Raw genomic sequence first — 14,216 nt, 5'->3', positions numbered from 1 at the left:
AATGCCTCCGCGCAAGAAGACCGACACGTCCGCCCCTTCAACCATCAAGGAACTCAAGGACACGCTCTGGAAGGCAGCCGACAAGCTGCGCGGGTCGCTGTCGGCGAACCAGTACAAGGATGTGATCCTCGGTCTCGTCTTCCTCAAGTACGTTTCGGACGCATACGAGGAGCGCCGCGCGGCGATCCGCGCCGACTTGCTCGCCGAGGGCTACGACGACGAGCAAATCAATGATCTGATCGACGACCCGGAGGAGTATCAGGGTTACGGCGTTTTCGTAGTGCCGGAGGAGTCTCGCTGGGCCTACCTGTCAGAGAACGCGAAGGGAAAGCCCGCCGCCGGTGACGAGCCGGCCAAGACCATCGGCGCTCTGATCGATGCAGCCATGGATTCGGTCATGAAGGCCAACTCGACCCTCGCAGGCACCCTCCCGAGGATCTACAACCGCGACAACATCGACCAGCGCCGCCTGGGCGAGCTCGTCGACCTGTTCAACAACGCGCGGTTCAGCCGTCAAGGCGAGCACCGCGCTCGCGACCTCATGGGAGAGGTCTACGAGTACTTCCTCGGGGCCTTCGCTCGCGCGGAGGGCAAGCGGGGTGGCGAGTTCTTCACGCCGCCGTCGGTGGTGAAGGTCATCGTCGAGTTGATTGAGCCGAACCATGGCCGGGTCTACGACCCGTGCTGCGGGTCGGGCGGCATGTTCGTCCAGACGGAGAAGTTCATCCACGAGCACGACGGCGATCCGAAGGATATCTCCGTCTTCGGTCAGGAGGGCAATGAGGAGACCTGGCGCCTCGCCAAGATGAACCTCGCCATCCACGGTATCGAGAACAAGGGCTTGGGTGCCCGCTGGGGCGACACGTTCGCCCGCGACCAGCACGCGGATGTCCAGATGGACTTCGTGATGGCGAACCCGCCGTTCAACATCAAGGACTGGGCGCGCAACGTCGAGGACCCGCGTTGGAAGTACGGCGTCCCGCCGGCCAACAACGCCAACTACGCGTGGATCCAGCACATTCTCTCGAAGCTCGCACCGGGCGGTAAGGCCGGCGTGGTGATGGCCAACGGCTCGATGTCGTCGAACTCGAACGGCGAGGGCGACATCCGTGCGCAGATCATCGAGGCCGACCTGGTTTCGTGCATGGTCGCGCTCCCGACCCAGCTTTTCCGCAGCACGGGCATACCGGTTTGTCTCTGGTTCTTCGCCAAAGACAAGACCAAGGGTCCGCAGGGCTCGGTCGATCGGTCCGGTCAGGTGCTCTTCATCGACGCGCGCGAACTTGGTTACATGGTCGACCGCGCCGAGCGTGACCTAACGGTCGGGGACATCAAGCGCATCAGCGACACGTTCCATGCTTGGCGGGGGACGGAGTCGGCAACGACCGAGTACGCCGATGTCGCTGGCTACTGCAGGTCAGCAACGTTGGCCGAGATCAAGGCCGTCAACTACTCGCTTTCGCCCGGGCGCTATGTCGGAGCGGAAGAAGCGGAGGTGGACGCTGAGGAGATTGAGGTCAAGATCGAGCGCATTACCAAGGAACTGCTCGCAGCGTTCGATTCGACCGAGCGGCTTGCGTCTGTTGTTCGCACGCAGTTGGAGCGAGTCCATGGGTGAATGGCGCCGACTTCCGCTGGGCGACCTGCTTACGCGGATCACGTACGGATTCACCAACCCCATGCCGACCACGGCCGCAGGGCCGATCATGGTCACGGCTAAGGACATCCGAAATGGACGCATCGACTACGGGTCAGCTCGGTTCACTTCACGCGAGGCATACGACTCGCTCCTGACCGACAAGAGCCGGCCCCGCGTTGGCGATGTGCTGCTTACCAAGGACGGGAGCATCGGGCGGGTTGCAGTCTGCGATCGTCCGGACATTTGTATCAACCAGTCAGTCGCGTTGCTTCAGTTGAACGAACTCGCCGACGCGCAGTTTCTCGCGTACATGCTTCAGGCGCCGGACTACCAGCAACGGATGGCCGCAGACGCAGACGGGTCGACGATCAAGCACATCTACATCACACGCGTTGACAAGATGGAGGTCGAGCTCCCACCCCGGGGGGAGCAGGAGGCGATCGCCGAGGTGCTCCGCTCGCTCGACGACAAGGTCACTGCCAATCAGCGAGCAATCCAACTCGCCGAGGAGTTGAGCCGCGCGCACTTCCAGGCTGCTGCCACAGGTGGTGTCGAGGTCCCGCTGTCCTCCCTGGCCAGGTTCGTCAATGGTCGGGCGTACACAAAGGACGCCACTGGGACGGGCCGGGTGGTGGTGCGCATCGCTGAGCTGAACTCCGGCATCGGCGCCTCGACGGTGTGGAACGACATCGAGGTGCCCGACGTCAACACGGTCAGGCCCGGCGACCTGCTGTTCGCGTGGAGCGGCTCGTTGACAGCTGCCCGGTGGTACCGCCCCGAGGCCATCGTCAACCAGCACATCTTCAAGGTGATTCCGAACGACAGAAGGCCAATGTGGCTCGTGAATCAGGCGGTGCACGCGACACTCGATGAATTCAAGGCAATCGCTGCCGACAAGGCAACGACCATGGGCCACATCCAGCGTCGTCACCTCGACGAGCCGGTGCGCGTTCCCAACGAAGGGGACATCAAGCGACTGGATGAGTTGATGAATGACCTGTGGGAGACCGCGCTGGCTTTGGAGATCGAGAGCCTGAAGCTCTCGGCGACCCGGGACGAGCTGCTTCCGCTGTTGATGTCGGGGAAGGTCCGAGTGAAGGACGCCGAGAAGACTGTCGAAGGGGTGCTGTGATGGTGAGCGAGGCCGAGTGGGAAGAGCAGATGCTCGAAGCCCTGTCGTTCCACGGTTGGACCTCGACGTCGGCGAAGACGGTAGCTCCCGGCGCGGAGGGTGGCCGCGAGGCGTGGGACGACATTGTCCTGCCCGGCCGAACACTGGCGGCGCTGCGCAAGTTCAACCCGACCGTTCCGGGCGATTACCTCGTACAGGCGCTGGCCGAGGTCCGTGCGCCGAAATCGCAGGATCCGATCTCGGAGAACTTCAGGCTCCACCAGATCCTCGTCGGTGGTTACCGCGGCATCAGCTACGTCGACTCCGATGGCGTCGAGCAGAGCCCGACGATCCGTTTCGTCAGCCACAACGTCGACGACAACGAGTTCCTCGCGGTCAACCAGGTGACGATCCGCTCGGCTGACGTTGAGCGTCGGTTCGATATCGTCCTGTACGTCAACGGCCTACCGGTGGTCATCGCTGAGCTGAAGCGAGCTGGAGCTGAGGCAGCCGATACCGCCTCGGCTCACGCCCAGCTGGCGACGTACCTCCGCGAGTTCCCGATGGCCTTCCGGTTCGTCGTGCTCTCGATCATCTCTGACGGCATCAGCGCCCGATACGGCACGCCGTTCACGCCGCTCAACCACTACTCGCCGTGGAACGTCGATGACGAGGGCCGGCCCTTCCGGTCCAGAACTGATGAGTGGCAGCCTGTGCGACTCGAGGTCGAGGACCTGATCAACGGCGTCTGCAACCAGGAGCGCTTCCTCCAGATCCAGCGTGACTTCGTGGCGTTCGATGAGGGAGCCGAGGGCTACGCCAAGCGCATCGCCAAGCCGCATCAGTACTTTGCCGTCACGAAAGCGGTGGGTTCGACCGTTTCCGCAGTCGAGTCAAACGGCAAGGCCGGCGTCGTCTGGCATACCCAGGGCTCTGGCAAGTCGATGGAGATGGAGCTCTACGCTCACGCCGTCGCCCGTCAGCCGAAGCTGAAGAATCCCACGCTCGTCGTAGTCACCGACCGCACTGAGCTGGACAGCCAACTCTTCGAGGCCTTCAACCGCTCGCAGCTGCTGGGTGAAACCCCGATCAACGTCACCAAGCGCAGGCAGTTGCGCGAGGAACTCTCTAACCGACTGACCGGCGGCATCTACTTCACGACGCTGCAGAAGTTCGGCCTCACCGACAAGGAGCGCGAGGCCGGGCTCGACCATCCGCTCCTCACCGATCGACGCAACATCATCGTCATCGTCGACGAGGCGCACCGCAGCCATTACGACGACCTCGATGGCTTTGCGCGACACATTCGTGACGCGCTCCCGAATGCAGCCTTCATTGCCTTCACGGGCACGCCGATCTCGACCGCGGAGCGCGACACTCAAGAGGTGTTCGGCGCCGTCATCGACACCTACGACCTGACGCGCGCTGTCGCTGACGGAGCGACGGTGCCGGTGTACTTCGAGCCGCGCCTCATCGCCATCAAGTTCGCTGGCGACGTCACTGAGGAGGACCTTGACGCTGCCGCGGACGAGGCCGCCACGGGACTCGACGAGGTCGAGCGTGAGCGCATCGAAAGGTCCGTCGCCGTCATCAACGCGATGTATGGCGCTCCCGTGGTCCTTGAAGCCCTGGCGAAAGACATCCTCGAGCACTGGGAGAAGAGATCGGCCGCGCTGGTTCCGTTCATCGAGTCGCCAGGCAAGGCTTTCATCGTGGGAGCGACCCGAGAGATCTGCGCCAACCTCTACGAGGAGATCATCAAGCTGCGACCCGAGTGGCACGACGAAGCCGTCGACAAGGGCGTAATCAAGGTCGTGTACTCGGGCTCCGCCTCCGACGTCGACCCAGTTGCCAAGCACGTCCGCCGTGAGGCGCTCAACAAGGTCATTCAGAAGCGCCTCAAGGACGCTGAGGACCCGTTGCAGATCGTCATTGTCAAGGACATGATGCTCACGGGCTTCGACGCCCCGCCACTACACACTCTGTACCTCGATCGTCCCCTCAAGGGCGCGCTGCTCATGCAGACGCTCGCGCGCGTCAACCGCACGTTCCGTGGCAAGCCGGACGGTCTGCTGGTGTCGTACGCGCCGCTCGTCGAGAACCTGAGCAGGGCTCTCGCCGAGTACACAGAGACAGATCAGGCCAAGAAGCCCGTCGGCCGCAACGTCGACGAGGCCGCAGTTCTGGCGCGCCAGTTGATCGCCTCGCTCGACGAGATCTGCGCCGGCTACGCGTGGCGTTCGCAGCTTGTGGGCGACACGACGAGCTGGATCAAGGCGGCAGTCAGGCTCACCAACTACCTGCGCTCGCCCGCCACCCCGGGCAACCAGCCGGCCGAGGGTGAAACCGCGATCGTCGACAAGTTCCGCAAGTTCGCAAACCAGCTCGCGCGGGCGTGGGCGCTGGCAGCGGGCTCCCAAACCCTCGACGACCTTCGTCCCGCAGCGAAGTTCTACGAAGAAGTACGGGTGTGGATGGGCAAGTTCGACGCTCAGGAGCGCCAAGCGCAGGGACGTCCGATTCCTGAGGAGATCCAGCGACTCCTCGCGGGCCTGGTCGCAACGTCGACCGAGACGGGTGAAGTCGTCGACATCTACGAGGCGGCGGGGATGCCGAAGCCGTCGCTGTCCGACCTCGGCCCTGACTTCGCCGCCAAGACTCTGCAGTCCGAGAACCCTCACCTCGCGATCGAGGCGCTGCGCGATCTTCTGACTGAGGAGACCGCGAAGTCGACGCGTCACAACCTCGTTCGCCACCGTGCCTTCTCCGAGAAGCTCCGTGAGCTGATGAACAAGTACACGAACCAGCAGCTGACCTCGGCTGAGGTCATTGCCGAGCTGATCGAGTTCGCGAAGGAGGTCGCGGCCGAGGGCAACCGGGGTGCGCGCTTCGAGCCGCCGCTGGACTGGAACGAGCTCGCCTTCTACGACGCGGTCGCCTCCAACGAGTCGGCGGTCGAGGTCCAAGGTGACGACGTACTCGCCCAGATTGCTCGCGAGCTGGTTAGTGTGATGCGACGAGACATCAAGCTCGACTGGATGGTCCGTGACGACGTCAAGGCCAAGTTGCGCTCGTCGATTAAGCGACTCCTCGTGAAGTACAAGTACCCCCCGGACAAGCAGCCGGATGCCATCCGTCTCGTCATCGAGCAGATGGAGAGCATGGCGCCAGGGATGCTGCCGTGAACGCCGGGAGTGATGAGTAATGGACGCCGAGCACGTCTTGTTCGACCTTGAGGGCGCGGAAGGCGGCCAGACTTTTGGTGAGGCAGTCGTGGAGCCTGCGAAGAAGACGAACGAAGCGAAGCGGTCCATCAGCTACGTGATGGGCGCGGTGCTTGAGTTCGGCAAGGTGTCAGGGTTCGCAGACCTGCTTGATCGCGTTGCGCGGCTCCACATTGCGACCGGGTACTCACCGTTCAATGCGCTGCTGATGCTCCTGCAACTACCCGCAGCCACACACGTTCTGCCTGCTCACCAGTGGAAGGAGAGGTACGGGTTCGTCATTCGACCTGGCGAGCAGCCAATGGTCCTGCTGCAACCGGGAGGACCTGTCATGTTCCTTCTCGACGTGACTCAGGTAGAGCCGGGAGCGGGCGCCCTTCCGCTGCCGGCACACCTGTCCAATCCGTACGCTATGGCGGACGTCCCTGACGTTGACCATGCCTTCTACTGGATCGTCGAGAACGCCAAGTTCGACGGCGTCCGTGTCACGCCAGCTCGGCTCGGCGCAGGGTTTGCAGGATGCGTGAGCCCGTCCCGAGCAGCCGGGACGCAACGCCTCACGGTACGTAAGCGGCCACAGCCGGAGGAACGGGACGTGCCGGTGCGCTTCGACGTCGAACTGAACCGCTCGTACTTATCCACAGAGAAGCTGGCGACGATCGCCCACGAGCTTGGACACGTCTACTGCGGGCATCTCGGCGCTGATCCTGACAAGCGCTGGAAGGATCGAAGCGCCCTCGACCGAGATGTTCGCGAATTGGAGGCGGAGTCCGTGGCCCGCGTGGTCTTCGCGAGCCTTGCACCGGGAGCCCGACTGCCCGACCATCTCAGCCAGTATTTCGAAGAGGAGCCGAACTTGGCGGGGGCGAGCCTGGAGGCGGTGCTGAAAGCGGCTGGCCGCATTCTGGACATTGCGAACGGTTGGGGCCCCGCTGGAAGTCGGGCGAGCCGCAACCCGCCAGGACTGCATAGTTGAGGAGTAGTGCCGTGGAACATGAAACCGGCTAACCACGGTCGGCCACACGCTTGCCGCATCAAGCAGACATGCGACCTCGAGCCTGCTACCGGCGGCTTCGGAGAAATCTCGATGGCAAGGAATGACGGTCCCAACCGAGTCCGCATTCAGCTCCCGAGGAGGCGCCTTCCCGTCTCCCAAATCTCGCGGCACGCATGCTACGAAGGTCCGTAGATCGGTCCGTCCCTCGGGGCGGGCCGAGCGTCATTTCAAGGCTAGGTGACGAGTGCTGACGGGCGGTGACGAGGGCGATGCACGGTGGAGTGAAGTTCTACCGGGGGTCTGCGGCCGCCGCGCGCTCCTACGTCGAGGCCGACCACTCGCGCGCTGACGACTACTACCTGGCCGAAGGAACCGGTCTGGCCGAGCACTACATCGCCGGCCCCAGCGCGGTGCGGCGGGCCGGTGACCTCGACGGCCCAAGCTACGAGCGCTGGGTCGCCGGTCACGACGCGCTGACGGGCGCGGCCAAGGGCCGGCTGCGTGACGACGCACGCGCGCTGCGGTTCGTCGAGCTCGTGGTGAACGGACCGAAGTCCTGGTCGCTCGCCGCCGCACTCCACGCCGAGATCGCGACGGCGTACGACGCGGCGATGGATCGGGCCGCTGGTGAGGTGATCGGGTGGGTGGCCGAGCACGCCACCACCCGGGTCGGGCCACGTGGTCGGCAGGTGCAGGTCCCGGTGGAGATGGTCGAGGCGGCCGTGGTGCGGCACTACACCTCGCGGGCCGGTGACCCGCACCGTCACCTCCACGTGCAGATCAACGCACGCGTCTTCGCGGCGGGGGCGTGGCGTGGACTGCACTCGGTCGGGGTCGTGGACAGCATCGAGGCGCTCAACGGGATCGGGCACGCGGCCGTGATGTGCGACCCGGAGTTCCGGGCGGCCCTTGCCGCGCGTGGCTACACCCTCGACGATGACGGCGAGGTCCGGCAGCTTGCGCCGTACACCGCCGGGTTCAGCCAGCGCGCCGCACAGATCAACCGCAACGTCGACCGGTACGAAGCCGACTGGCGAGCAGAGCACCCCGACCAGGAGTCCGGACCCGGACTGCGCCAAACCTGGGACCGACGCGCGTAGGCCGACGCGCGACCGGACAAGGTCGTGCCCCGGAGCGGCGCCGACCTCGTCGCCGCCTGGAACCGTGAGCTGCGCGATCTGGGCTTCACCCCGCCCACCTCGCCGGCCCACCCGGCGACCCACCCAGCGTCAGAGCCGGGCCCTCAGATCGGTCGGATCAACCGGGACGTCGCCGCCGACCTCCTGCTGACCCGGCTCGGCGCCAAGCGCTCGGCATGGAACGCAGCCGACATCCGCGGCGAGGCCGAACGACTGATCGCCTCCGTCGGCGTGATCGCCGACCGAGCGATCCGGCACGAGCTGGTCGAAGACATCACCGACCGTGCCCGGACACGGTGCGTGCCGCTGCTGGACCGACGTGATGTCCCCGAGCACGTCCGCAACCTCACGTCCCAACGGGTCCTCGCCGTCGAAGCCGACCTCATCGACACCCTCGCCGCCCGCGCCGCACGGCCGGTGACCACTGCGGTCCGGCTCCACGGCATCGACCACCTCGACCCCGCGCAACGACGCGTCGTTGCCGCCCTGGCCGGCGACGCCAGCCTGCTCGTGATCGAGGGCGCCGCCGGCACCGGAAAGACCACGACCCTCGCGGCCGCACGCGACGTACTCGACGCCGCCGACCGTCGGCTCGTGGTGGTCACCCCAACCCTCAAGGCTGCCCAAGCAACGCAGCAGCAGGTCGGCGCCGACGCGTTCTCCGCCGCCTGGCTGATCCACCAACACGGCTACCGCTGGGACGAAGACGGGAGCTGGTCGCAGACCGACGCCGTCCCCGAGGCTCGCACACGGCTGCTGCCCGGCGACGTCCTCCTCGTCGACGAGGCCGGCATGCTCGACCAGGACACCGCCCGCGCACTGCTTGCCATCGGCGACCAAGCCCACGCAGTCGTTGCGCTCCTCGGCGACCGCCACCAGCTGCCGGCCGTCGGCCGCGGCGGCGTCCTCGACCTCGCCGCACGCTGGGTGTCACCCGCGGGACACCACGAGCTCGAGTCGGTCCACCGGTTCAGCGACCCCTCATACGCCGACCTCAGCCTGCTCATGCGCTCTGGTGAGCGGCCTGGGGAGGTCTTCGACGCCCTCGTTGAGCGCGGCCAGATCGTCCTCCATGCCAGCGAGGTCGAACGCACCGCAGCCCTGGCCGTCATCGGCGCCGCCCCTGCCGATGCTGGCGACCAGCTCGTCATCGCCGACACCCGCGACCAGGTCGCTGCGCTCAACGCAGCCATCCGCGACCGCCGCCACCGCGCTGGCGTGCCCGTTAGTCGGCGGGTTGGTGAGCGGCCTGGTGAGCCCATCACGCGCCGTGGTGAGCGAATCGGTCTCGGCGACCGGGTCGCCACCCGACGCAACGACCGCGACCTCGCCGTCGCCAACCGTGACACCTGGACCGTGGCCGGCATCGGCGAGGACGGCAACCTGCTCGTCACCGGCCGCGCCGGCCCACGCGCGCTCCCCGCTGAGTACGTCCGCGAGCACGTCGAGCTCGCCTTCACCACCACCGCCTACGGAGCCCAAGGCGAGACCGTCGGCACCGCACACTTCGCGCTCGGCGAGACCACCGGCGCCGCCTCCGCGTACGTCGCCATGACCCGGGGCCGTCACCACAACACCGCCCACCTCGTCGCCGACACGATCGACGACGCCCGCAGCCAATGGGTCGAGGTCTTCAGCCGCGATCGCGCCGACCTCGGACCAAGCCACGCCGCACAGAGGGCCGCCGACGACATCGACCGGCACGGGCCGAGTGCGCCGCCACCCCCCACCGCCATGCAGGCAGCGGCGCTGCGGGACGGTGCTCGGCGCCCGCCCCACCCCCAGTCGATCCCGACCTCCCCGCCGACCACCTCCCACGGGATCGGTCGCTGACCAAGTTCCTTGCGTCGGGTGATCGCCCGGAGCGGCCCGGACGACATAGGAGACCAGGAGAAGCTCGGTCTCGACAACAGCGGTCACAGATGTCCGATCCGCCCAGCGCGACGTTGCTTCTCCACGTGAAGGCCACCGAATCGATCGGCGGCCACGACGAAAGGCAACGTGATGGTCACACCCATCGGCATCCCGGACGACTGGGACGACAACAACCTGATCCTGTTCGAGGAGTTCTGCGACCTCATCCGCACACCACAACGCACCGTCCGCGACTGGCGCCAACGCGGCGTCGGCCCACGATGGACCCGCTTCCAAGGCATCGGCCGGCTCTACATCACCGTCGCCGAAGCCCGACGCTTCCTCGCCGCCGCCACCGACCCACGCCCGGAGAGGCGATCCGATGACTGAGCGACGCGCCATCCCGGTCTACCTCAGCCTCGACGAGGCCGCCGAGGCCATGTCGGTCTCGGTCAAGACCATCCGCCGCTGGATCGCAGCCGGCACCCTACCGGCGTACCGCTGCGGCAAGCGCGCCATCCGGATCAAGCTCGAGGACCTGGAGGCTGCTCCTCGGCAGATCCCCTCAGCGCGGTGGTGACGCGGCTGGCTGTGGAAGCTCGCGATCGCTCCGCTGGCGCCAGATAGGGCTGGAATGCTGGCCCGTGACGCGTCACCCCTTCGGCTGGTCCAGGAGATCGTCGGCTTCTTGTTCTGCGCTGTGCGACGTGGGACGCAGCAGGGATGTCGTCGCCTCCTGGGAGTCTGCGTAGGAACGAAGGTTGTCGAGTCCAGCGCGGATATGTCCGTTCGACCGCACTGAGGAGATGTGGCTTTGAAGCAGTCGATACGAGTACTCGTTGGCGGTCACGCGCTCCAAGTGAGACGCAACGTCAAGGACGTCGAATTCTTCATCGGTGACACGGAGCAGGAGGGTCCGAGTCCGCCGCTCGCTTGGGGCAAGCCGACGAGGCATTGGCTGACCTCCCGCGTGTCGTCGAGGAACATAGCGTATCTTGATACGCTACTACCATGACGACGACCGTGCGACACTGGAGACAGTGGATCCTTCGGAAGGCGAGGAGGCGAGTTGCGATGAACGTGACTGGTGCGCCTAAGCCGAGGCCGCTGTCAACGGTGCTCAGCGAGGTTCCTGGATGTTGGGTCGCCGTCGACCGCGTGACTGGAGAGCCGATCGAAGTCGCGGAGTCGCCCTACGAACTCGCGCGGCGGCTGCGCAGCCGTCAGATCAAGAACGTCGCCATCGTTAGAGCGCCGGACCCGAGCGAGCCTGAGCTTGTCGGGCTCGGGTGATCTGCCTGAGCTTCCTTGGCTATACCCATACGTTGAGGACGGACCGCGACTAGATCAAGTTGTGCAACGCCCGATCGTCCCTACAGCGCTCGTTGGGCCCTCGGGAGACGTCAGCGATGGCCTGTACGCACTTGTGGACTCCGGCTGCAGCCACGTGCTCGCGGCTCCCTGGGTCGCATTCGCCGCCGGCGTCGACCCGAGAAGTTCAAGTCGCACTCTAAGACTCGGCATCGGTGGCGACAGCGTCACGGTGCGCTTCATGGACCTCCGCGTTCGCCTCTTGGCGCCAACGGGCTCCGATGATCAGTACATCGAGTGGGAAACGGAGGTTGGCTTCGTTGATCAGTGGAGGCCAACGTTCCTGATGCTGTTGGGCCAGCGGGGGTTCCTCGACCAGTTCACTGTCAGCATGAGCCAGTTCGCGCAGTTGACGGCCGTTGAAGAGCGTGAGGAGTTCGACAAGCGTTTCGGTGTTCCGCCGGTCGGCTCCTGAACTGCTCTTCTCGGCGGCGGCTCCTTGAGACCAGCTCGACTCAGCCGTTGATGACCCAACGCTGTTGAGTAGCCCAGTTTGCTCCCGGCAAGTACGACATCTCGCGCCACTCGACCCGAAGGAACTCTGCGTCAGCTTCCCGCCGTGATCGCAAGACTTCCACCAGTGCGAAGTGGTTCGATTCGCTGTGCTCCAATTCACGGGAGTTAACGCCCACGCTTCCCGCGCCCGATACCACGAGTTTCCGCTCGGTGGAGCCTTGGGTGTCCATCCGGTGGCGGACCAAAGTCTCCCGAAGTTGGGGCTTGTGCTTGTGTCCATGCAGGACCACGTCAATACCCAACTGCTCTAGACGTTGTTCCACAATCCCGGCGTCACGCACGGTACTCAGGTCGAGCCAGACGTCACTGCCTTCCCTTGCCTCCAGGACCTCCGGGAACGGGTGTAGATGGTGATGCATGACAGCGATCTTGATGGCTTCGCGCGGCGCCTGTTCCAGGAGGCCCGAGGCCAAGTCAAGTTGTCTAAGTCCCACAAACCCGTAGTGGTCTTGGTCGGTCTCAAAGACGCAAGAGTTTAATCCGACGAAGGCCAACGGACCGTGCACCGAAAAAAGCACGATGTTATTCGCTGGGGGCCGATCTGTCGCGATGTCGAAATCCCAAGCAATCAGGGGGAAGAGTTTCTCAAACAACTCCTTTCCGTAGAACCTCCTAACGAACGTGAGATAATTGTCAAAACGATGCGTGACATCTATGGCGGCGAGGCGCCAGTCAACGTCATGGTTTCCCGGGACGAGGATGATCTGCTGACGCTGAAGGGACAACTCTTGGCAGAGTTCCTGAAGAAACGCTTCCACCAATTTGAACTCGGCCACGGTCGCCTGGTAAGTCAGATCGCCGCTCACGACGATCGAAATATCCTCTGGTTTGTAGTTTCCAGCGTTCGCCGCACGACGTATCTCGACGACTAGTTCCGCGCTCAGACGGACAGAATTCTCTCCATCAAAGAAGCGATGCATCTCGATCGCCCGGCCATCGCGCATGATTGAACCAAAGTGAGGGTCCGATAGGTGAACGACGAGTCTGCGCGCCTCGGACAAGCCGTAAGCCTTCTCCAAAGCCGGTTTCGCTTGAGTCCCGCTGCGCTGGTCCTCAGCGATGCCGCGCGCCACGCCCTCTAGCCGCGCAGCCATTTCGGACTGGTAGCCTGCGCTTCCAAGAAGGGCAAGTTGGTCAGCGACTGAGCGAACGTCCTGTGGGCGAGCTCCCTGCCGCTGAGCTTCTGCCAGTTCCTTCCGGAAGCCACTCTCGTCCCCAATCGCGAACATTGCTTCAGCGCGGACCAAGGATGCCCATGAATCTTCAGTGAGTCGTGGGTCGAGACTGACGAACTCCAAGAGCGCCTCATAAAGGCCAACGCCGCCTTGGGGGTTGCCAGGACTCTCCAGGATCGCCAGAGCCGCCTCATTGACGAGCATGTACAAGTTTCTGGGCGAGAGTGCCACGCCGCGGCGGTAGCAATTCAACGCTTGGCTGTAATTCCCGGTCCTCTTGTACACGCCGCCGAGCATCCCAAGTGTCTCTGGGTCGTTTGGATTCAACTCGAGTGCCCGCTGGAATTCCTCCGCCGCGCTTTCCAAGTCATCGAGGTGGCGCAAGTAGAAGCCGCGCATGCGAAGGATCTCGTAGTCGGGGTTCGACGTCGACGCCAGCGTCATCACTTCGAGGGCTTGCGTATAGTCGTTCGCGTCAGCGAATCCTTCAGCTAATGCTAGAAGCCCTGACGTAGGCAGGGGCGAGAATTTCTGAGCCCAGTGCCACACAGCAATCAACTGTTCGTGGTTCTGTGCCCGCCCAATCTTGAGATTGAGTTCGCGCTCAAAGTTCGCGGGGTCCACTTGTGGCCCCTGAGCGACAAGAGCGAGCTGTTCGAGCGCGCTCCTAACCGGACTGGACTGCGTCGCACCGCCGTCCCATTCGCGCAGCGCATCCGCGAAGGCGTGGGCGAATGCCGTGTCATTTTCGAAGTCCTTCTGATAGAAGAGAACTCTTTGGTTGGCGATGTCGAAGGGCAGTACAGTTCCTGAAACGGCTACTAGAACGGTGCCGGTTGGCGCAATCGCCTGGCGCACTCCAAGCTCGTAGTACACGTTTCCGTTAGGGGAACTGACATCGGCCACTACGAGGTCAGCCGTGAGTATCTCTTGAAGGGCTTGAGTGGTTACCAACCCTGGAGTTACAACCTCGTCGATACGTAGGGGTTCCCAGCCCTCTCGGATAGCGAGGGGACGAAGAAGCCTGTGATAGAAGTCGTCGAAATCATGCTCGCCGGGTGGCTCGCCAGCCTGCCTGACCCCGAAGGGCATGATGAAGAACAGACGGCTTCGACTCATGGTTACAACCTATCGATAGTCAGCAGTGGTGACACGAGGGCGGATGCCGCTCTGCTTCCCGTAACCACCAG

General features: G+C 64.3%; 11 protein-coding genes. 10 read left to right on the top strand and 1 reads right to left on the bottom strand.

Translation table 11 applies throughout. The annotated features are described in order from the left end of the window. Window position 1: 1 nt before the first annotated feature. From J3P44_RS10795 to J3P44_RS10750, 10 genes are all read left to right on the top strand, one after another. Window positions 2–1,618 carry a class I SAM-dependent DNA methyltransferase gene (locus J3P44_RS10795; RefSeq protein ID WP_255890347.1) on the top strand — a complete coding sequence of 539 codons (1,617 nt, stop codon included), beginning with the start codon at window positions 2–4 and terminating at the stop codon, window positions 1,616–1,618. Continuing rightward, entirely contained in the window at window positions 1,611–2,771 is a 1,161-nt protein-coding gene (locus J3P44_RS10790; RefSeq protein ID WP_255890346.1) for a restriction endonuclease subunit S, read from the top strand. The genes J3P44_RS10795 and J3P44_RS10790 overlap by 8 nt, the downstream gene beginning before the upstream one ends. Then, complete coding sequence (locus J3P44_RS10785) at window positions 2,771–5,935, top strand: type I restriction endonuclease subunit R (protein WP_255890345.1); 3,165 nt, start codon at window positions 2,771–2,773, stop codon at window positions 5,933–5,935. The genes J3P44_RS10790 and J3P44_RS10785 overlap by 1 nt, the downstream gene beginning before the upstream one ends. A gap of 19 nt (window positions 5,936–5,954) precedes the next feature. Then, window positions 5,955–6,950: a M78 family metallopeptidase domain-containing protein gene (locus J3P44_RS10780; RefSeq protein WP_255890344.1), complete on the top strand. Its 996-nt coding sequence runs from the start codon at window positions 5,955–5,957 to the stop codon at window positions 6,948–6,950. Between the two features lie 290 nt (window positions 6,951–7,240). Beyond that, on the top strand, window positions 7,241–8,071 hold the full coding sequence (gene mobF / locus J3P44_RS10775) for a MobF family relaxase (RefSeq protein ID WP_255890343.1): 831 nt from the start codon (window positions 7,241–7,243) through the stop codon (window positions 8,069–8,071). A 24-nt stretch (window positions 8,072–8,095) separates the two neighbouring features. Then, complete coding sequence (locus tag J3P44_RS10770) at window positions 8,096–9,943, top strand: ATP-dependent DNA helicase (RefSeq protein WP_255890342.1); 1,848 nt, start codon at window positions 8,096–8,098, stop codon at window positions 9,941–9,943. 171 nt (window positions 9,944–10,114) lie between these two features. After that, window positions 10,115–10,354: a hypothetical protein gene (locus J3P44_RS10765; RefSeq protein WP_255890341.1), complete on the top strand. Its 240-nt coding sequence runs from the start codon at window positions 10,115–10,117 to the stop codon at window positions 10,352–10,354. Beyond that, window positions 10,347–10,544: a helix-turn-helix domain-containing protein gene (locus J3P44_RS10760; RefSeq protein ID WP_255890340.1), complete on the top strand. Its 198-nt coding sequence runs from the start codon at window positions 10,347–10,349 to the stop codon at window positions 10,542–10,544. The genes J3P44_RS10765 and J3P44_RS10760 overlap by 8 nt, the downstream gene beginning before the upstream one ends. Before the next feature lie 431 nt (window positions 10,545–10,975). After that, the gene (locus J3P44_RS10755) at window positions 10,976–11,257 is read left to right on the top strand and encodes a hypothetical protein (RefSeq protein WP_255890339.1); all 282 of its coding nucleotides are present in this window, start codon (window positions 10,976–10,978) and stop codon (window positions 11,255–11,257) included. A 259-nt stretch (window positions 11,258–11,516) separates the two neighbouring features. After that, a complete protein-coding gene (locus J3P44_RS10750) occupies window positions 11,517–11,750 on the top strand; it encodes a hypothetical protein (protein WP_255890337.1) in 234 nt (77 codons plus the stop codon). Between the two features lie 40 nt (window positions 11,751–11,790). Here J3P44_RS10750 and J3P44_RS10745 read toward each other — a convergent pair whose 3' ends face one another. Next, window positions 11,791–14,145 carry a tetratricopeptide repeat protein gene (locus tag J3P44_RS10745; RefSeq protein WP_255890336.1) on the bottom strand — a complete coding sequence of 785 codons (2,355 nt, stop codon included), beginning with the start codon at window positions 14,143–14,145 and terminating at the stop codon, window positions 11,791–11,793. Between the last annotated feature and the right edge of the window lie 71 nt (window positions 14,146–14,216).

It is taken from the genome of Nocardioides astragali (assembly GCF_024436375.1).
GTDB classification, from domain to species: Bacteria; Actinomycetota; Actinomycetes; order Propionibacteriales; family Nocardioidaceae; genus Nocardioides; species Nocardioides astragali.
This window is presented reverse-complemented; position numbering and strand designations above follow the sequence as displayed.